The 19,902-nt window shown below is 55.9% G+C and carries 19 protein-coding genes; 11 read left to right on the forward strand and 8 right to left on the reverse strand.

Features of this window, described 5'->3' with window-relative positions:
• Positions 1–44 precede the first annotated feature (44 nt).
• The 3 genes from MHH28_RS24690 to MHH28_RS24700 form a co-directional block, all read right to left on the reverse strand.
• Positions 45–257: a hypothetical protein gene (locus tag MHH28_RS24690; RefSeq protein WP_405106417.1), complete on the reverse strand. Its 213-nt coding sequence runs from the start codon at positions 255–257 to the stop codon at positions 45–47.
• A 313-nt stretch (positions 258–570) separates the two neighbouring features.
• Entirely contained in the window at positions 571–1,128 is a 558-nt protein-coding gene (locus MHH28_RS24695) for a PadR family transcriptional regulator (protein ID WP_405106419.1), read from the reverse strand.
• A gap of 10 nt (positions 1,129–1,138) precedes the next feature.
• Complete coding sequence (locus MHH28_RS24700; protein WP_405106421.1) at positions 1,139–2,659, reverse strand: MDR family MFS transporter; 1,521 nt, start codon at positions 2,657–2,659, stop codon at positions 1,139–1,141.
• A gap of 367 nt (positions 2,660–3,026) precedes the next feature.
• Here MHH28_RS24700 and MHH28_RS24705 point away from each other — a divergent pair, with 367 nt between their 5' ends.
• The 3 genes from MHH28_RS24705 (at position 3,027) to MHH28_RS24715 (ending at position 6,610) form a co-directional block, all read left to right on the forward strand.
• Positions 3,027–3,374, forward strand: a complete 348-nt coding sequence (locus tag MHH28_RS24705; protein WP_405106423.1) for a metal-sensitive transcriptional regulator — start codon at positions 3,027–3,029, stop codon at positions 3,372–3,374.
• A 457-nt stretch (positions 3,375–3,831) separates the two neighbouring features.
• Positions 3,832–4,032 (forward strand): copper ion binding protein, encoded by a 201-nt coding sequence (locus MHH28_RS24710; protein WP_405106425.1) that lies wholly within the window; start codon positions 3,832–3,834, stop codon positions 4,030–4,032.
• A gap of 121 nt (positions 4,033–4,153) precedes the next feature.
• Complete coding sequence (locus MHH28_RS24715; RefSeq protein WP_405106427.1) at positions 4,154–6,610, forward strand: heavy metal translocating P-type ATPase; 2,457 nt, start codon at positions 4,154–4,156, stop codon at positions 6,608–6,610.
• A 135-nt stretch (positions 6,611–6,745) separates the two neighbouring features.
• Here the strand turns inward: MHH28_RS24715 and MHH28_RS24720 are convergent, their stop codons facing one another.
• Positions 6,746–7,684 carry a DMT family transporter gene (locus tag MHH28_RS24720; protein WP_405106429.1) on the reverse strand — a complete coding sequence of 313 codons (939 nt, stop codon included), beginning with the start codon at positions 7,682–7,684 and terminating at the stop codon, positions 6,746–6,748.
• Between the two features lie 207 nt (positions 7,685–7,891).
• On the opposite strand from MHH28_RS24720, the gene MHH28_RS24725 reads away from it, so the two are divergent.
• The 8 genes from MHH28_RS24725 (at position 7,892) to MHH28_RS24760 (ending at position 16,495) form a co-directional block, all read left to right on the forward strand.
• Positions 7,892–9,235 carry a PLP-dependent aminotransferase family protein gene (locus MHH28_RS24725; protein WP_405106431.1) on the forward strand — a complete coding sequence of 448 codons (1,344 nt, stop codon included), beginning with the start codon at positions 7,892–7,894 and terminating at the stop codon, positions 9,233–9,235.
• 111 nt (positions 9,236–9,346) lie between these two features.
• Complete coding sequence (gene nfsA / locus MHH28_RS24730) at positions 9,347–10,099, forward strand: oxygen-insensitive NADPH nitroreductase (protein WP_405106433.1); 753 nt, start codon at positions 9,347–9,349, stop codon at positions 10,097–10,099.
• A 772-nt stretch (positions 10,100–10,871) separates the two neighbouring features.
• Positions 10,872–12,134, forward strand: a complete 1,263-nt coding sequence (locus MHH28_RS24735; protein WP_405106435.1) for an alpha/beta hydrolase family protein — start codon at positions 10,872–10,874, stop codon at positions 12,132–12,134.
• A gap of 91 nt (positions 12,135–12,225) precedes the next feature.
• Positions 12,226–12,813, forward strand: a complete 588-nt coding sequence (locus tag MHH28_RS24740; RefSeq protein ID WP_405106437.1) for a TetR/AcrR family transcriptional regulator — start codon at positions 12,226–12,228, stop codon at positions 12,811–12,813.
• Positions 12,814–13,086: 273 nt separating this feature from the next.
• Positions 13,087–13,998, forward strand: a complete 912-nt coding sequence (locus MHH28_RS24745; protein WP_405117238.1) for an ABC transporter ATP-binding protein — start codon at positions 13,087–13,089, stop codon at positions 13,996–13,998.
• A 2-nt stretch (positions 13,999–14,000) separates the two neighbouring features.
• A complete protein-coding gene (locus tag MHH28_RS24750; protein ID WP_405117240.1) occupies positions 14,001–14,738 on the forward strand; it encodes an ABC transporter permease in 738 nt (245 codons plus the stop codon).
• A 6-nt stretch (positions 14,739–14,744) separates the two neighbouring features.
• Positions 14,745–15,896 (forward strand): sensor histidine kinase, encoded by a 1,152-nt coding sequence (locus tag MHH28_RS24755; protein ID WP_405106439.1) that lies wholly within the window; start codon positions 14,745–14,747, stop codon positions 15,894–15,896.
• Positions 15,893–16,495, forward strand: a complete 603-nt coding sequence (locus MHH28_RS24760) for a response regulator transcription factor (protein WP_405106441.1) — start codon at positions 15,893–15,895, stop codon at positions 16,493–16,495. The genes MHH28_RS24755 and MHH28_RS24760 overlap by 4 nt, the downstream gene beginning before the upstream one ends.
• Positions 16,496–16,822: 327 nt before the next feature.
• Here the strand turns inward: MHH28_RS24760 and MHH28_RS24765 are convergent, their stop codons facing one another.
• The 4 genes from MHH28_RS24765 to MHH28_RS24780 form a co-directional block, all read right to left on the reverse strand.
• A complete protein-coding gene (locus MHH28_RS24765) occupies positions 16,823–17,647 on the reverse strand; it encodes an ABC transporter ATP-binding protein (RefSeq protein WP_405117241.1) in 825 nt (274 codons plus the stop codon).
• Positions 17,648–17,728: 81 nt separating this feature from the next.
• Positions 17,729–18,490 (reverse strand): ABC transporter permease, encoded by a 762-nt coding sequence (locus tag MHH28_RS24770; protein ID WP_405106443.1) that lies wholly within the window; start codon positions 18,488–18,490, stop codon positions 17,729–17,731.
• The gene (locus MHH28_RS24775; RefSeq protein WP_405106445.1) at positions 18,487–18,780 is read right to left on the reverse strand and encodes an MTH1187 family thiamine-binding protein; all 294 of its coding nucleotides are present in this window, start codon (positions 18,778–18,780) and stop codon (positions 18,487–18,489) included. The genes MHH28_RS24770 and MHH28_RS24775 overlap by 4 nt, the downstream gene beginning before the upstream one ends.
• 23 nt (positions 18,781–18,803) lie before the next feature.
• Positions 18,804–19,874 (reverse strand): ABC transporter substrate-binding protein, encoded by a 1,071-nt coding sequence (locus tag MHH28_RS24780; protein ID WP_405106447.1) that lies wholly within the window; start codon positions 19,872–19,874, stop codon positions 18,804–18,806.
• Positions 19,875–19,902: the final 28 nt, after the last annotated feature.

The following is a 19,902-nucleotide window of genomic DNA, read 5'->3' on the forward strand; positions in this document are numbered from 1 at the left end:
CTCCGGTAATGCTCAGGTGTAGTTACCGGAAGTAGCTTACACCTTTAGAACCCGGTGTGGTATCGCTTGTCGCTGGAGGAGCGGTGCTTCGTGGCTTCCTTATCCTTCTCTTCCTCCTGCTCCAGTGTCAGGTCCTCTACCGGTATCGGGTCCACATGCTGCTGACTCTCATCCACATCGAACAGGCTTGGCTTGTCCGTAGGGTATTGCTCCGGGTGGTCACGTTCGTCTCTGATCGGCTTTTTGTCATCGCTCATAACGGCTTCACTTCCCTTTCCAGAGTCCCGTCAGGCTGGGCGGGCACGCACTACAATTCTTGTTAACCGTATCTTGATCTAGCCAAATGCCCCAGCCGCTCACCTGCGGTTTGCTCCCTAATAAACACATATTGTCCTCGTTAAACAGTTACAGCGGCTGTGAAAGGGGATACGGACAGGAGACAACAGGTGATTTCGAACAGGACATAACGGATAATTCGCACAGGGCATAACAGCTACGCCTGACGGCAAGGGGACTGCCTGCTGCCGGTAACGGCAAAATAGACAATCCCCCTGGTTCATAGGTATTTTATTAGTCTGCAATAATTGGTCTGCCGATATCATCCAGTCTGAGGGCGGCGACATCCTCATACAGGCGCTTCAGCCATTTCAGCTCGGTCTGGGTATGCTCATATCTGCCGTACATCATATGCAGCACCGAGCGGGGCACTATGGAGATATGCTCCTCGTATACTTGATAGGCGAAGTTCACCTGATGCTCCGCCTCCCGGATGCGCTCCTCCAGCAGCTTCGCCACCTTGTCCTGGTCGATATGACGCGCGAGGGCCAGGGCCATGTACAGCGGATGATAGGGCGGGTCACTTTTCTTGATCTGCTGGAGAATGAGCTGCTCCATGAATTCTTTGCCTTTGTCCGTAATGCGGTAGATGGTCTTATCCGGCCGGTCCGGGCTGTGAATGATCTCCACCGCCGCGATATGGCCGCCTGCGGCCAGCTTGTCAACGGCATAATACAGGGAACCGGTCTGCAGCTTGATGACTTGGTCCATGGAGCGTTCCTTCATGACAAGGGTGATCTCATAGGGATGCATATCCCGCTCCAGCAGAAGTCCCAGAATTAGCAGCTTCATCGGCATAGGCTTACCTCTGATCCTGATCTGCACCATGCTGGCTGCCCTGCGGCATCAGCCGGTCCTTCGGCATCAGCAGTACGAAGACCACGGTAAGCACCGCCGGAAGGAGGGCCCACCAGAAGGTATGCGAGATCGATGAAGACAGTGAATTCGTGATTTTCTCCAGTACAGGCGGCGGAATCTGCGCTCTGGCCTCGGGCGTCAACGCGGAACGCGGGTCGCCGAAGGAAGCGGCCTGGCCGCCGTCTCCGAAGGCTGTGCTCAGCTCGGAGGCGAAGCGGTTACGCTGGATAATGCCGAAAATGGTAATGCCCAGCGTCATCCCCAGCGAGCGCATGAAGGTGCTGGTGGAGGTTGCCGAACCGCGCTGGCGCATGTCGAAATGATGGATCGAAGACAGGCTGAGTACAGAGAAGGAGAAGCCGACTCCGAAGCCGGTCAACGCCATGAAGGCATTAAGCGCCATCCGGGAGGTCTCCGGGGTCAAGGTGCTGAGCGAGTAGATCCCGCCCACGAAGCAGACCGCCGATAGCAGCATGATGTTGCGGAAGCTAGTCTTGGTGGTCAGCAGGCCGCCGGACTGGCTGCCGATTACGGTACCGATCATCATCGGCATCAGGATCAGGCCGGAGTTGGTGGCGGAGCCGCCGTATACCCCCTGGACGTAGATCGGGATATAGACCGTTGCTACGATGAACGCCGAACCATAGAATAAGCCAAGTATACTGCTGGTTGCGAACAGACGCTGGCGGAACATGGCGAAGGAGATGACCGGCTCTGCCGCTGACTTCTCAATGAACACGAAGGCAATCAGAAGCACGGCGAACGCAGCGAATAGTCCGAGAATGACCGCAGAATCCCAGGCATACTGGTTGCCTCCAAGCTCCAGGGCGAACATCAGGCAGATAATCCCCGCCACCAGAGTGAAGGCGCCGCCCCAGTCAATACGCTGTCTGGAGTGCGATATGGATTCCTTGTAGGAGCTCATAATAAGGAAGAACGAGACGATCCCAATCGGCAGGTTGATATAGAAAATCCAGTGCCAGCTCACAAATTCGGTGATATAAGCACCAAGCAGAGGCCCGATTACACTGGAGATGCCGAAGACAGCGCCGAAGAGTCCGGTGAGCTTGCCTCTTTTCTCAGGCGGAAAAATGTCGAAGACAATCGTAAAAGCAATCGGCATCAGTGCGCCGCCGCCAATCCCTTGAATCGCACGGTAAATACTGAGCTGGGTAATGCTCGTCGACGTCCCGCACAGGGCGGAGCCGATCAGAAATACGATGAGTCCGAAGATGAAGAATCGCTTGCGTCCGTACATATCGGACAATTTGCCGAAGATTGGGGTTCCGGCCATAACCATGACCATATAGGCGGAGGTGACCCAGACGATTTTATCCAGTCCTCCGAGATCGGAGACAATCGTGCCCATAGCTGCGGCAACAATGGTATTGTCCATGGCCGACATCAGAATGCCGAGCAGCAGTCCGACAATGACGAGCTTGAGATTGCTTTCTTTGGTGTGCATGTTGAAGCTCCTTTATAGTTAAAATTCAGTGGAATTTCATTATAGTCAAATTTGAATAGGGTGGCAATTGTTTTTTTGAAATATAAGAATTTATATGTTTCACATGATGAATTTTCCTTCTATTTCTCGCTGAAACGGTACCGTCCTTTAAAAGGACGGCAAAGCCGTTCCCACTTGATAGGACAGAGGGTTGGGTGCTTCTTGGGAACTTGCATACGCGTACTTGGTATTCCTTATCTGCCGGTCCTTTATTCCTGCTGCAATAGGGCAAAGTATCTGGAGGAGGGAAAAAAGGCTGCTTGTCACCTGAGGTCTTGACATACCCATAGGGGGTATATTATATTGGTACATAAGGAGGCTGATTCCTGTGTCAACAAATGAGAAAGACCCCGCCGGACAGAATTCCGCCGAAGCTTGCCATTCTTCTGCATCCGGCGACCGCAAGAGCCACCATTCCCCGGAATTCAAGAACGGGCTGACGACCCGGCTGAACCGGATTGAAGGGCAGATCCGCGGAGTGAAAGGCATGATTGAACGGGATACCTACTGCGATGATGTGCTGAATCAGCTCGCTGCGGTGCAGGCGGCCCTGAACAGTGTCGGCAAGCTGCTGCTTGAAGGCCATATGAAGAGCTGCATTATTGAACGGATCGAAGCCGGTGAGCATGAGGTGATTGACGAGCTGCTGGTTACGGTGAACAAGCTGATGAGATAAAGGTTGATTTCATGATTGATACCGTATAGCGGTAGAAATCCGTGCACAAAGGCGGTCGCTGGCGCTCCTGCAGTTTCAAAATTCCTCTCCGTCACTTTCATCTTTGTATGGGATTTAATAGTTCAAATTCTCCAGGCTGTGGTGAGGAAGAAAGAAGAATAACAAACAAGGATCTGATTGTACTTTGTGCAATAGAATTCCTGCTTAACGATTAAAATATCCATTCTATTGTATTCCGTACAATTGAAGTCAGGGAAATAAGGTGAAAGTGCCTAAAAGCAGAAAAACTAATGTACAAAATACAATAGATTCCATTCAGAGGATGATTTATCCGGCATCTGTTGTACAAAGTCATTCAAGCACAGCTACCCCTTCCTTACGTAACAATTTATATATCCGGCTGTAGAATATGAACACAAATTAAGCGTGTACCAACAATAATTAGGAGGTTATTCAAATGTCGAACGTAACACTGAAGGTTGAAGGAATGTCTTGCGGTCATTGTGTAAGTGCTGTAGAGAAGGCTGTCGGCGGCGTGGGTGCAGCGGCGAAGGTAGATCTGCCGGCGAAGACGGTGGCTGTTGAATTCGATGAGAATACAGTAAGTCTGGATAAGATCAAGGCCGCTATTGAAGATCAGGGCTACGACGTAGTGTAAGCGACGAAGGGTTGTAATATTAGGGCTTGGAGCAGGGAACCCTGGGGAACAGGGCCGGGCGCCAATGCCTTTTCTTTTCAAGATAAATATACCCCTTGGGGGTATACGGAGGTGCGTGAGAATGGAAAAGAGTACAGAATCGGCCCCGCAGCAGCAGGCCACGCTGCAAATTACCGGAATGACCTGCTCCGCCTGTGCGACGCGGATCGAGAAGGGCTTGTCCCGCATGGAGGGGGTATCCCGGGCGAATGTCAATCTGGCGCTGGAGCAGGCTACGGTAGGCTTCGATCCGGCCGCTATGGATGTGCCGCAGATTGAGGAGAAGATCCGCTCTCTTGGCTACGATACGCTGAAGGAGTCGGCGGATTTCGATATAACAGGAATGACCTGTGCGGCCTGCTCGTCGCGGATTGAGAAGGTGCTCGGACGGATGCCGGGGATCGCGGCCGTGAATGTGAACCTGGCGCTGGAGACCGCCCACGTGGAATATTCGCCGGGCAATGTCAGTACAGCCGAGATTATGGATAAGGTGAGCAGCATCGGCTATAAGGCGGCGCTTAAGCAGGACCGGAAGGATATCGCAGAGCAGCGGGGTGAAGAGATTACGCGCAAGCGGAATAAGTGGATGATCTCCGCGCTGTTGTCCCTCCCGCTGCTCTGGGCCATGGCAGGCCACTTCTCGTTCACTACGTGGATCTGGACGCCTGAGCTGTTCATGAATCCCTGGTTCCAGCTTGTGCTGGCGACCCCGGTTCAGTTCGTGATCGGCTGGCAGTTCTATGTCAGCGCCTATAAGGCGTTGAAGAACGGCAGCGCCAATATGGATGTGCTGGTGGTGCTGGGCACCTCTGCGGCGTATTTTTACAGCTTATACCTGACGATTGATTCGCTGAACATGAGCGGGATGCACCACACCGTGGAGCTGTACTTCGAGACCAGTGCGGTTCTGATCACGTTAATTCTCGTAGGCAAGTGGTTAGAAGCGCTGGCGAAAGGGCGTTCATCGGATGCGATCCGCAGCCTGATGGGGCTTCAGGCCAAGACAGCGCTGGTGCTGCGGGATGGTGCAGAACTGAGTATTCCTGTGGAAGATGTAGTGATCGGCGATATTGTGCTGGTGAAGCCCGGCACGAAGGTGCCTGTAGACGGTGAAGTTGTTGAGGGGGTGTCCTCCGTCGATGAATCCATGCTCACAGGCGAGAGTATCCCGGTGGAGAAGAAGCCGGGGGATTCCGTTATCGGAGCTACGATGAACAAGAACGGAATGCTGCGGGTTAAAGCCCGCAAGGTCGGCCGTGATACGGCGCTGGCACAGATCATCAGAATTGTGGAAGAAGCGCAGGGCTCCAAGGCACCGATCCAGCGGATTGCTGACGTCATCTCCGGGATTTTCGTGCCGATTGTAGTCGGCATTGCTGCTGTAACCTTCGGGATCTGGTATATCTGGGGGGCACCCGGTCAGTTCGCGGAGGCCCTTGAAAAAGCCATTGCGGTGCTTGTCATCGCCTGTCCGTGCGCACTGGGACTGGCGACGCCAACCTCCATTATGGCAGGGTCCGGCCGGGCCGCCGAGTTCGGCATCCTGTTCAAGGGCGGGGAGCATCTGGAAGCTGCGAAGGGCGTGAAGGTGGTGGTCGTGGATAAGACCGGGACCGTGACCAACGGCAAGCCTGTGTTGACCGATATTGTAGCAACTACCGCAATAGCTGCGCAAGGCCGGGTGCTTGGCGAGAACCGGCTGCTGGCCATAACAGCGGCTGCGGAGAAGCTCTCGGAGCATCCGCTGGCGGAGGCCATTGTGGCTGGCGCACAGGGCAGAGGAATCGACCTGCCGCCTGCGGGCCAGTTCGAGGCGGTACCGGGCCGCGGGGTGTCGGCGGTTGTGGACGGCCAGCAGGTAAGTGTAGGCACACGGCGGATGATGGTGGAGAACGGGCTGGATATCGAGCCGTGGACAGGGATCATGACCAAGCTGGAGCAGGAAGGTAAAACAGCGATGCTGGTAGCTGTCGATGATGCGGTAGCGGGAGTGATTGCCGTGGCTGACACGATTAAGGATACCTCACGCGAGGCGGTAGCCCGGCTGCATGCCATGGGTATTGAGGTTATCATGATTACCGGAGACAACAAGATTACGGCCCAGGCGATTGCGGATCAGGCAGGCATCCGCACGGTTCTGGCGGAGGTGCTGCCTGAGGGCAAGGCGGAAGAGATCCGCAGGCTCCAGAGCGGCGGAGTCAAGGTAGCCATGGTCGGTGACGGCATCAACGATGCTCCGGCACTGGCGACCGCAGATACGGGCATGGCGATCGGCACCGGCACCGATGTAGCGATGGAGGCGGCGGACATCACGCTGATGCGCGGCGATCTGATGAGCATCCCGGATGCGATCCTGATGAGCCGTAAGACCATGCGCAATATCAGGCAGAATCTGTTCTGGGCGCTTGCCTATAATACGCTCGGCATCCCGATTGCGGCGCTCGGCTTCCTGGCCCCTTGGCTGGCCGGAGCCGCGATGGCGCTCAGCTCGGTGTCTGTGGTACTGAACGCGCTGCGTTTACAGCGCGTCAAGCTGTAAAGATCATATAGCCTGCCGCAGCCGGAGTCATCCGGACGGAAGGCCGCAACGCAAAGAATCGCCGGCGTGTATCTGCCGGCGATTTTTTTTTTATCGAAGAAGCTTAATGGATTGGCGTATTCAATCTATGCTGTTCTATTCGCTGGCTGCTGCGGAAGCCGCAGCGGTCTTTTTCCGGCCCAGCAAGTTCGTGCCAATGACCCCGGCGATGATCAGGAAGGAACCGATCCAGTGATAGACCGTGATCTGCTCACCCAGGAAGATTGCTCCGGCTGCAATGGATACGATGGTGGAGAGGTTGGTGAACACGCTCATGAGTGAGGCCTCGATTTTGGATAAAATATAGGTGGAAGTCAGGGTTGTGACCAGCGAAGCTACCACCCCCAGATATACGGCGGACAGGACAAACGTGCTGCTCCTAAGCGGGTTCAGGAAATCCCCGAGGGTCCCGCTGGTTACATGTCCGGTGAGCGAGATGATCAGGAAGGTAGCGAAGCCGACCCCCATCATCAGGTAGCTGAGCTCAGCGGGACTGAAGTGGCTGGAGAGTGAGCGGGCCAGCACACTGTACCCGGCAAAAGCGAGACAAGTCATGAACAGCAGCACAATCCCGGTCATATTGGACAGCTGGATGCCGCTTCCCTTCATGACGAAGATGAACACTACGCCGAATACCGAGAGGAAGATGCACAGCTTTTGCAGCAGAGTGGTCTTCTCTTTCAGGAAAATCCCGGCGATGATCATCGTCACCACCGGAGTGAAGGAATAGAGGATTCCTCCCTCGGCTGAGGTGGCGCGCTGAAGTCCGAAGACCTGCAGGGTGAAGAAGCCGAGCGGATACATCGCTGCGAGCAGCAGTGCCTGGCCAATCGGTTTGCCCCGGTAGGATACCTTAACCCAGCCGAGGGCGACCGGAACTGACATCACGGCAAAAGAGGCAGCGAACCGGAAGGTCAGCGTGTCGAGCGGCCCGGCATGAACCAGAGCTACTTTGGTGAACAGGAAGGAGAAGCCGATAATGACCGCATTGAGTACGGCGAAGCTGTAGGCCAGCTTGAGTCCTTGTTTGTGCATGGGTACATCTCCTTGTAGGTTAGTGAAGATTGGATGCTGTAAACATTCGATCTATTACTTTAAAATTAAAGGAAAAGGCGTACACCAACAATACAAGGTTTCCTCAACTGTATCGGTACAGTTTACCGTGATCCTATATAATAAGGGAAGAATAATAGGATAAAATACACGGCATAGCATGGTAATGACGGCGAACGGAGGCGGGCGATGAACAAGTATCATCAGGTGATCACGGAGATGGAGAGACAGATGAAGGAAGGGCAGTACCGCCCGGGGGACAAGCTGCCGTCTGTGCGCAGTGCCGCAGAAATCTACGGCTGTAGCGTCAGTACCATTCTGAGGGCATACGCGGAGCTGGAGCGCACACATACGATCTACTCTATTCCGCAGAGCGGCTACTACATGGTGGAAAATAGCGCGGATTCGGCAGCGGCGGGGGGTGAAGGGATACTTGACTTCGCCTCGGCATCGCCAGATCTGAATGTGTTCCCGTACCTCGACTTCCAGCATTGCCTCAATAAGGCGATTGACCAGTACAAATACCATCTGTTCACCTATGGCGATGCCCTGGGGCTTGCGACGCTGCGCCGCACCCTGGTGTCGCATCTGGCGGAGTATCAGGTGTTCGCGAAGGCGGAGTCGATCCTGATTACCTCGGGGATTCAGCAGGCGCTGGAGATACTGGCGAGAATGCCTTTTCCCGGCGGCAAGCGGGAGATCCTGGTGGAACAGCCGGGATATGATATCTATCTGCGGTATTTGGAGGCGGAGGGGCTGCCGGTGAGCGGAATCGGGCGTTCGGCAGCGGGAATTAATTTGCAGGAGCTGGAGGAGCGGTTTGCCAGCGGGAGATTCAAGCTCTTTTACACCATGCCCAGATATCACAATCCGCTCGGGACAACGTACAGCACAGAGGAGCGCAAGGCCATTGCCGGGCTGGCAGCCAGGTACGATGTCTATATTGCCGAGGATGATTACATGGCGGATCTGGGGATCGGACGGCGTTATGACCCGATCTATGCGTATGATCAGACTTCCCATGTCATTTATCTCAAAAGCTTCTCCAAAATCATCTTCCCGGGCCTCAGGCTCGGTGCGGTGGTGGTGCCGGAGCAGCTGCTGGAGAGCTTCCGCTCCTATAAAGGCTATACAGATACCTCGCTGCTGTCGCAGGCGGCGCTTGAGGTCTACATCAAGAATGGCATGTACGGCCATCACAGGCACAAGATCAAGGCTATGTATGCCAAAAAAATCCGCGCGGTGTATGAAGCGCTCGGGCGGCATAATACGGAAGGCATTATCGAAGCCTCTGCGGACAGCTCCGGTATCTATATCCAGTTCAAGCTGCCGCTTACCGTTAATCTGGAGCGTCTGGTCAAGCGTCTGGCGGAACGCAAAATTCAGGTGGTACCCGGTAACGGCTTCTATCTGCCGGGCTACCAGGCCCGGGACAAATTCCTGCGTATCAGTATTTCCCGGGCGGGGCTTACGCAGATTGATGAGGGCATCCGGGTGATTGTCCAGGAGGTGAAGCGCGGGAACGGGTGGTAGGGGCGGAAGAGGCGTAAGGGGCGGAAGAAGAAGAAAGTCCCGCTTGTTGTCTGAGCCGCGAAATGGGATCATAATAGGCTATATATGAGTGAAGAGAGGCGGAACAATTCCATGAAACCCACGAATGAAACCCTTGAGCTGTTGAACCGTCACACCTCTGTCCGCCAGTATCAGGACAAGCCGGTCAGCGAGGAGCTGCTGGCAGCAGTCATTGGAGCGGGACAGATGGCTTCAACCTCCAGCAATGTCCAGGCGTACACAGTTATTGCTGTAACCGAGCCTGCGCTTAAAGAGCAGCTATCCGTTTTGTCCGGTAATCAGGCCTACATCAAGCAGTGCCCGGTCTTTCTGGTCTGGTGTGCGGACATGTACCGGCTGCGGGAAGCGTCGGCTCCGCATTTGCAGGGGAAGCCGTCCTATGAGGACACGGCCGAGAATCTCATTGTAGCGACTGTCGATGTAGCGCTTGCTGCGCAGAACGCCGCCGTTGCCGCAGAGTCGCTCGGCCTTGGCATCGTGTATATCGGCGGTATCCGCAATGAGATCGCTCAGGTATCCGAGCTGCTCGGACTGCCGGAGCTGGTCTACCCGGTTTTCGGCATGTGCCTCGGGTATCCGGCAGCCGTGAACGGCATCCGCCCGCGCCTGCCGCAGGCGGCGGTGCTGCATCATAACGGCTACAATGCTGCAGCCGCAGTGGAGCAGGCCCGTGTGTACGACACCATCTCCAGCGACTATATGCGGGAGCGGACTGGCGGCCAGAGCGCAGCCTCCTGGTCGGAGATGATGGCGGGCCGGCTGGCTCAGCCTGCCCGGCTGCACATGAAGGAATTCCTGCTGGGCAAGGGGTTTATGCAGAGATAGTGAACAGAAAGGCCTTCTCCAGAGTCTGTGGGGGAGGCTTTTTTTGATTGGATGAGGATGGACCGAACGTATGCTTAAAACCGAATATTGTAGGCTGGCGCGAAGGTACATAGGCTCAATACGCCACAGCCAGTAACAAATATTGAAATTTCCTGCAAGAAGTGCAACAATGCTGCCCGATATAAGCGGCCTATGCAGGAATCCTGCACGAAATGCAACAATGCCAGCGCTAACTTGCTCAAAACACCAAAATTTCTGCAAATGATGCAACAATGCGCCGCAGTCAGTGACATATCTAGAGAAATCCTGCAATAAGTACAACAATGCTGCCACATACAAGCGGTTACTGGGATTGCAAACCATCAAAATTGGCCAGAGATAGGCAGAACATCGCCATGATGTGCTACTGCGGGGATATCTTAGGTAAATGTATGCCGAAAACAACATACAATGTGCAACCGCAAGGGTGAGCGGGGCGAATGTATGTGGAAAACAACATACAATATGCAACTGCAAGGGTGAGTGAGACGAAGCGAGCGGATGGGTATTCTCCTGTTTGATTATTTTGCATGCATAGAAAAATTGCATCGAAAGAAAAATTGCGTGTTGCGCAAAAATATGAAAAGTGCTAAAATCTGGTCAGAGGTTGATTTCGCTGGACGCCAACATCCGGGCCCGGAATCGCGCCGTAGCCTAATTCCCTCTTCCGCTTCGCGGCTGTTTCTGCTGTGGATGATCTTGAAAGGATAGATTGGAGAAGGAGGAGAACGATATGGTACAGGTAGATGGGCAAGAGACAAAGGTGGCTGCGCGATTGACGCACAAGGTATTCTTCGAACGCGATGATATTGAATTCACGTTCCAGTGGCTGCTGTCGTTCGTACACTGCGGCGGTGTGGCACAAGGTGAAGTATTTAAGCTTGCACGTAACATCGATCCGAACTCTTTGGCCAGTTGGAAAACTGAATTCGAGAAGGAAGCCGTTAAAATCGAAGCAACGGCTGAAAACTGTCTGAAGAAGGGACATCTGATCAGCGCCAGTGAGGCATTTATCCGTGCCCACTCGTACTACAGAGCAGCCTTCTATGGGGCTTTTCCCGGTGAACCGGACTTCGCGCGGTATCACGGCAAAAGTGTGGAATGCTTCAAGAAGGCGCTTGATGCGAAGTCTGAACAGATTCCCCATGAGTGGGTCGAGGTGGAATACAAGGGGTATAAGTTCCCGGGGTGCTTCCTGAAGGCGGAGCACGGCAATGCGCCTAAGCCAACAATTATCTTCCATAACGGCGGGGAGACACATAAGGAAGATACCTATTTTCTCGGCGGGCAGGCGGCTATTGACCGCGGATATAACGCGCTGATCGTAGATCTTCCTTATGATGTGTGTGTCAGATTCTATGAGCCTGAGGCGACAGCCCGGAACTTCCCGCGCGAGGAGCTGCACAATGTCTACAGAGCCACCACGGATTTCGTCCTGGCCCGTCCGGATGTGGACCCTGAGCGGCTGGTCGTCAGCGGCATGAGCTATGGCGGAGCCAAGACGATGGTGCATGCAAGCTGTGACGACCGCTTCGCAGCGGCAGTTCCCAACTCGCCTGTGTACTCCATGGCCTCCTTTATTGAACGCGGCATGCCTTCGTTCCTTCGGGGCAGCGCGGAAGAAGCTGCAGAGCAAAGCAAAAAAATGCCGTACACCGGCCAGGTCTTGTTCGCAGGATCGGCTTGGTCCCACGGCTTCGACAGTATTGCCGAGTGGTATAATGTAGCCAGGGAAGCGATCGAAGTGGACCCGAAGGACGTCAAGTGTCCCCTGCTATCCATGTATTCCGAAGCGGAGCATCCTGAGATGCAGCGGCAGGCGGTAGATACTTTCGAGAAAGCTCCGAACAAGAAGAACGCGCTGTTCAAAGGGACGGAAGAGGATGGTGCCGACCTGCACTGCCAGCTGAATAATCTGCCGCTCAGTTACCAGGTGATGTTTGACTGGCTGGACGAGGTTCTGGATTATAACATTCAGCTACAGACGGCGCAGTAAACGATTCCGCAGGATGATACCGGATCTGCGGTGCTGTGATTGCAGCGCCGCAGATCTTTGACTACATACAGGATTGGAGCCATAGAGTGATATGACGACTGAGAAACCGGGCTTGAGAGAACGCAAAAAGGAAGAGACCAGGCGGACGCTGAGCGATGTAGCATGCAGACTTGCCATGGAGAAAGGGGCCAGCCAGGTCCGGGTAGAGGATATTGCCGCCGCCGCCAATGTCTCCCTGCGGACATTCAATAATTATTTTGCTTCCAAAGAAGCCGCAATGGTCGGCAATGCTTATCAGCGTTCCGAACGGATAGCGGCTACCCTTGCCGGCCGTCCATCCAGTGAACCGCTGCAAGACTCGGTCCGGGCTGCTGTGCTTGAAGGTTTCGCCGAGACAACAGACCGGCAGTGGTATGCACGCATCGTCCTTCTCCGTGATGATCCGGCATTGTTCGGCGCGACACGGAAGGTGGAGATAGAGATTGAACGGGAGCTTGCCAAGGTGATTGCAGAACGTACACACAAGGATGTGAAGCTCGACCTGTACCCGGACTTATTGGCCGCGCTGCTTATGGCAGCGATACGCACAGCGGTTTTCCATTGGGTAAGCGCCCCTCCCGGAGGACAGACGCTGAACGACATGCTGGAACAGGCGATTGGGCAATTGAGGTTTGAGTAATATGCACACGGAGGCGCTCCTGCTACGATAACGGAATCGTGGACAGGAGCGCCTTATTTAAATATAAGAACTTATATGTTTCACATGATAAATTATCCTTCTATTTCTCGCTGAAACGGTACCGTCCTTAAAAGAACGGTAAAGCCGTTTCCACTTGTTGCCGGGTGACAGTTGTCACTTTGAACCGGTGACAGTCCATACTGATGTTCCTCTCCGGTCTCCGGTACTATAGCAATATAGCCGAGAGGGCAGAAGGACACGGAGGGATACATGATGGAACATGTCATTGAAATGAAGAATGTTAGCCGCAGCTTCCAGGAGAAGCAGGCGGTGAAGCAGGTGAGCTTCACCATTAGCCGGGGCTCGATCACAGCAGTGCTTGGACCCAACGGAGCAGGCAAAACCACCACACTGGCGATGCTGCTGGGGCTGCTTCAGCCCTCGGAGGGAAGCGTGAAGGTGTTCGGTCTTCCGCCCGCCGACGTCAGGGTGAAGCAGCGGACCGGAGCCATGCTCCAGGAGGTCAGTGTTATGGACCGGCTGAAGGTCAGGGAGATTCTGGCCTTGATCCGCAGCTATTATCCGCAGCCGATGGAGATGGAGGTGCTGCTTCAAGCGACGGGGCTGGGGGCGGCGGATCTGAATCGCTACGCCGAGAAGCTCTCCGGCGGGCAGAAGCGCAGTCTCAGCTTCGCGCTGGCGCTGGCGGGTAACCCGGATTTGCTGTTTTTTGACGAGCCGACGGTGGGACTGGATACGACCGCCCGGCGTCATTTCTGGGAGAGGGTGCGGGGACTGGCCGATCAGGGCAAGACGATTCTGTTCACCACCCATTATCTGCAGGAGGCGGAGGATATCGCGGACCGGATTCTGCTGTTCAACCGGGGAGTGCTGGCGGCTGACGGAAGCCCGGACGAGATTAAGGCGAGACTGGTGAAGAAGTCGCTGTCCTTCCTGCCGCTCGGCGATCCGCAGCTGCTGCGCAGTCAATTGCTGGAGCTACCGGCCGTGGATGGCTGCTACGAGAAGGATGGTCGGCTGCATGTAACAACGGAGAATACGGATGAGGCGCTGCGGGCTATTTTCGTGAACGGGCTGGCTGTGCAGGATGTACGGATCGACCAGGGGAAGCTGGATGAAGCGTTCGAGCAATTGACCCTGAATCAAGAGGAGGCGGCACAATAATGATGAAACCCCTGATGACCCAGTGTAAGGCAGAGCTGCTGCGGATTATCCGCAATCCCTATTATGTATTCTGGTCGCTGCTGATGCCGATTATGTTCTACTTCATCTTCACCCGGGTGGTGAATACGGGGACGGATGATACGAAGCTGTGGCAGGCGCATTATCTGATGTCCATGGCGGCCTTCAGCGTGATGGGCTCGGCCATTATGACGCTCGGCATCCGGCTGGTACAGGAGCAGACCCAGGGCTGGAACACGTTTATCCGCATTACTCCGCTGCCGTCCCCGGTATATTTTTTCGGCAAAATGTTCGGTCAGAGCGTGATGCATCTGTTCTCGATCCTGTGTATTTTCCTAGCCGGGTATCTGATTAACGGGGTCTCGCTGACTGCCTCGGAGTGGCTGCTTAGCGGACTGTGGCTGCTTGCGGGCTCACTGCCTTTTCTCGCGCTGGGTACAATTATCGGGTCCATGAAGCGGGTGGATACGGCCAGCGGGGTGAGCAATGTGCTCTATATGGGGCTGGCGGTGGCCGGAGGCATGTGGATGCCCCTCGACATTATGCCTAAGCTGATGCAGAAGATCGGGCACTGGCTGCCGTCCTACAATTATGGAGATGGAGCCTGGGCAATTGTAGCGGGAGATTCCCCGTCGTGGAAGGCTGTGCTGCTGCTGCTCGGCTACCTGGCTGTATTTATGATATTATCGGTCTATATCCGAAAAAAACAGGAAGCGGTGTAATGTACAATGGCTCGTAAGCAGTTCCGGTTCTTTCCGCAAAAATTCGGCTTCTTCCCCTATATCTGGCTGATCTATCTGGTGTTTCCGATTCTTAACCTTCAGGGGTATAGCGGGTTCAAGCTGATGGCGGGTTATGCGCTGGTCCTGCTGTTCCTGGTTACGTACCGTCAGCTCTACTGGACGGAGGGCAAGCCCTACTCGGCCTGGCTGGGACTGCAAATGTTGATTATTGTGGTGTTATTTATAGGGTTTAGCCCCTTCAACTTATATATGGCTTTCTTCACCAGCAACTTCATCGGCTGGTATACCGATTCACGCAGCTTTGGGCGGGCCTTGACGATATTTACGGCACTGCTGGCCTCTATGTTCCTGCTGTCCCTGGTGCGGTATCAGAGCATGGACATTCTGTTCATGCTGCCTTTTCTGATGATGATGCTGGTGACTCCCTTCGGTATCCGCTCGATCAACCGCAGGCGTTCGCTGGAGCGGGAGCTGGATGAGGCCAAGGAGAGGATCAAGGAGATGGTCAAACGCGAGGAACGGATGCGCATCGCCCGCGACCTGCATGATACAATGGGCCACACGCTGTCACTGATCACGCTGAAAAGCCAGCTTGTCGAGAAGCTGGTCCTCAAGAATCCCGAGCGGGCGCAGGCGGAAGCCAGAGAGATTGAGCGGACCTCGCGGGCTGCGCTGCGCCAGGTGCGGGAGCTGGTCTCGGAGATGCGCGCGGTCTCTGTCGCCGAGGAGCTGGCCGGAGCTGAAGAGATGCTGCGCAGCGCAGAGATAGCGCTTGAAGTAGAGGGAGAGGTGGCACTGCCGGGCGTGTCCGATCTGACACAGAATATTCTCAGTCTCTGCATCAAGGAGGGCGTGACCAACATCGTCAAGCACAGCCATGCGGACTGGTGCCGGATCAGCATCACCATGACAGCCGGTGAGGTGCAGATTGCGGTGGAGGATAACGGCATAGGGGTAGAAGCCTGCGGCTCGGAGAGCGCGGATCGCCGGGACGGCAACGGCATGAAGGGAATGGGCGAGCGGCTGGCTCTGATTGACGGTTCACTGACGCTTGCTCAGAGACCCGGCGGGGGAACCCGGCTGACGGTGGTCATACCAAGAGTAGTTAAGGATGGAAAGGATGGGGAAACGGCATGATCAGCATCATAATTGCCGAAGATCAGCGGCTGCTGCGCGGCGCGATGGCATCGCTGCTTGATCTGGAGGATGATATTGAGGTAGCGGGCGAAGCGGGAGACGGGGCGGAGGCGCTGGCCCAGATTGAGCGTATCCAGCCGGATGTGTGTCTGATGGATATTGAGATGCCGCTGATGAGCGGCCTGGAGGTGGCCGAGCTGCTGAAGTCGCGGGGCTGCCGTACCAAAATCATTATCCTGACCACCTTCGCCCGCCCCGGTTATTTCGAGCGCGGAGTGAAGGCCGGGATTCAGGGGTATCTGCTGAAGGATGAGCCGGTGGATAAGCTGGCCGATGCCATCCGCCGTGTGATGGCCGGGGGGCGCGAGGTCTCGCCTGAGCTGGTGTTCGGCAGCCTGCGCGAAGAGAATCCGCTCTCGGACCGGGAGCGGGAGATTCTGAAGCTGGCCGCAGCAGGCCGGAGCGCCGGAGAGATCGCCTCGGCGCTCCACCTCTCCTATGGCACCGTCCGCAACTACATCTCGGAGATCCTCAGCAAGCTTGCGGTCAAGACCCGGATCGAAGCCGTGCGGCTGGCGGAGGACAAGGGCTGGATGTAGGGGAAGATGGTGGTTTCTGTAAGTGCGCAGGGTTAGCTCAATTGTAATTAGTACAACAGATGTCCCCTGAATCCGCAGCCAATCCGATTCTGTTGTACTCTGTACAGCAGAAATCTGGGAAAGTGGTGTTTTGCGGCAAATAAACAAAAAACTGCTGTACGAAATACAGCAGATTTGAATTTTGTCTGTAATATTGCGAATTCTATTGCACCAAATACAATCAGGTACAGTTATGCCGCTACAGGCAGTGCCGAGTCACTAGCGCTGTAGATATGCATAACAAGGAGCGCAAGCTTATCCTGCTAAGTCACCAACGCAGCAGCCCTCTTAACTCGGGCTCTTCGCCTGCTCCTCACGCATCCATTGCGAGAGCTGCCGCCTCATCCGGAGGAACTCCGGCGAATCGGCGATCTCTTCGCGGCGCGGACGCGGAAAGGGGACCTCCACGGTATGGAGGACGGAGCCGGGCCGTCCGGAGAAGACGTAGATGCGGGTGGAGAGCAGCAGCGCCTCTTCGATGTTGTGGGTGATGAACAGCACGGAGCGGCGGTTCTCCTCCCACAGCTCCAGCAGCCAGCGCTGCATCTGCTCGCGGGTCAGCGCGTCCAGTGCGCTGAACGGCTCATCGAGCAGCATCAGCTCCTGCGGCGCGAGCATGGCCCGCAGGAAGGCGGCCCGCTGCTGCATGCCGCCGGACAGCATGTGCGGGTAGGCCCGCTCGAAGCCGCCCAGGCCGATCTTCGCCAGCCAGTGGCGCGCAGCCTCGCGGGCCTCCCGCTGCGGGGCGCCTTGCAGCTCGGCGCCAAGCAGGACGTTGTCGAGCGTGCTGCGCCACGGGAACAGCGCGGGCTGCTGCGGCATATAGCTGATCTTGCCGCGCTGCCCGGTCACCGGGATGCCGTTCATGCGGACGGTTCCGGTATCGGGCAGCGTAAGGCCGCCGATAATATGGAACAGCGTGCTTTTCCCGCAGCCGGACGGGCCGACAATGGAGACGAATTCCTGCGGCTCCACGGTCAGGGACACCTGATCCAGCACCTGCGTCTCCCGGCGGCGGTGCTTGAACGACTTGCTGATGCCGCTCACTTCAAGCGCAGGCGGCACACTCTGAGTTCGCAGGCGTCCGTCTCCGTCCGCCTTCTCCAGTTCAATCCTCGTAAGCTCAGACACTTCGCCCAGCCTCCTTCTTGTTCATTATGGTTACTTCCGTTGTGGATGATCCTTCCGTACACACTAAGCTTCCTTGCGCGGCTTCCAGCGCACCAGCCATCTCTCCAGCAGGGCAATGAGTGCGAATAATACGAGACTCAGCAGCACGATAATGGCGATGGCCACGAACATCCGGTCCGCCCGGTAAGAAGCCTTCTGCAGCAGCATATAGTAGCCGATCCCTTTGTCGGCACCGATCCATTCGGCCACCACTGCGCCCATCACCGCATAGGTGGCGGAGATTTTGAGCCCGGAGAACAGGGAGGGCAGCGAGCCGGGAAGCTCCAGCCGGGTGAAGATCTGCCACTTGTCCGCACCGGCCATCTTCATATAATTCATCATCACCCGGTCGCTTTGGGCCAGCCCGCCCATGGCTGCAACAGCTACGGGGAAGAAGCAGACGAGGGTGATCAGGATGATTTTGGGCAGCAGGCCGAAGCCGAACCAGATAATCAGCAGCGGGGCAAGCGCAATGGAGGGCACATTCTGGCTGAGGATCAGCAGCGGATAGAGCGCTCTCTTGACCCAGGGCAGCAGATGCAGCAGCAAGGCGGTGAGCAGGCCGATGCCTGTGCCGACCGGGAAGCCGATCAGGGTCAGGCGCAGCGTGGCGGCGGTGTGCTCCCAGATCCCGGAGATGTTGTTCCTCGACTCACGCGCGATATCCGCGGGGCTGGGCAGCTGGTAAGCCGGGATGTCGAACAGCATGACCGATAGCTGCCATATTCCCACAAAAAAGAGGACCGCCACAAGGGGCGGCCACACTAGCTTCCAGGTGCTTCTCACGGCCGGTATTTCTCCGTCAGCTTGTTCATGCTGATGCCGCCCGGATTATGGGCGATCTTGATCTGGGAGATCACACTCGGGCTGCCGGAGGCGATCAGCGCCTCATGCATGTCGCGCACAATATCCAGCAGCTCGTTCAGCTCGCCCTCCATCGTGGTCTCCAGCGGGTTCACCTGATGCTTAATGCCCGACTTCTGAATGACCTCAATGGCCTTGTCCACATAAGGGATAGAATCCTCGTTGTTCGGTGTCTTGGGAATTACCTGAATGCTGAGCAGTGTATTAGCCATTATCAATCATTCCTCTCAAGTTATTATTCCGGCAAAAATTCATTCGTGAACGTACTCTCCGCATCCAGCGGCTTATCCAACAGCTTCAGGCCGTACATCCAGTCGGCGTAATTCTTCCAGATCTCAAGCTTCTGCTCGCCCCAGCGCGGGGCGTCATCCTTGTATTTCGGGCTGAGCCATTTCTGGCTGGCCAGCACCAGCTTGGGGTCCAGATCAGGCACAGCATCGGAGAGGACCGTCGCTGCTTCTTCCGGGTGGTCGATAGCGTACTGGTAACCTTTTGACGTAGCCTTCAGGAAAGCCTTCACTACTTCAGGATGCTCGGCGATCTCCTTCTCGCTGGTGGTCAGCACTGGTGTGTAGTAATCAAGCTGCGGCGCATAATCCTTCAGATACAGCATATCCAGCGGCTCCCCGCGCAGCTCGGCTTCCACCCCGGTCCAGGCATAGAAGATCCAGGCGAAATCGATATCCCGCTTCACGGCCGTGAAGTAGTCCGCTTCGCCGATATTCACCAGCTTCACCTTGGAGACATCCCCGCCTTCGGGGTCCATGATAGCTTTCATGGCAGCTTGCTCCGCAGGGGAGCCCCAGCCTCCGTATGTCTTGCCTTCGAAATCCTTCGGCGTCTTAATATTGCGTTCCTTCGGAGCCGCGAAGCCGGAGGTGTTATGCTGTATGATTGCAGCGATTGATACCAGCGGGACATCCTGCAGACGGGCCAGGGTGAGCGCCTCCTGGGCACTGATGCCGAACTGGGCTTCGCCGGAAGTGACCATCGTGTCCGATCCGGCAGCGCCGGGCTGAACAATCTGAACGTCAAGACCTTCCTCCGCGTAATAGCCCAGCTCCTTGGCGGCATACAGGCCGGTATGATTCGTGTTCGGCGTCCAGTCCAGAGCAATCTTGACCGGAGTCAGCGCCTTGGGTGCATCCGTGGGTGCGGCTGCGTTTGCATCAGGTGCAGCCGTGCTGTTCCCGGCAGCAGGTGCGCTGGCCCCCGCATTGCCGCTGTTGTTCCCGCCGCCGCATCCTGCTACAGTGAGCAGCAGCATGGAGCTGAGCAGCAGCGTTACAGTTTTTTTGACTCCCATTTCTCTTTCTCTCTCCTTCCAGCAACCC

The organism is Paenibacillus sp. FSL K6-1217 (assembly GCF_045040735.1).
GTDB lineage: Bacteria > Bacillota > Bacilli > Paenibacillales > Paenibacillaceae > Paenibacillus_AQ.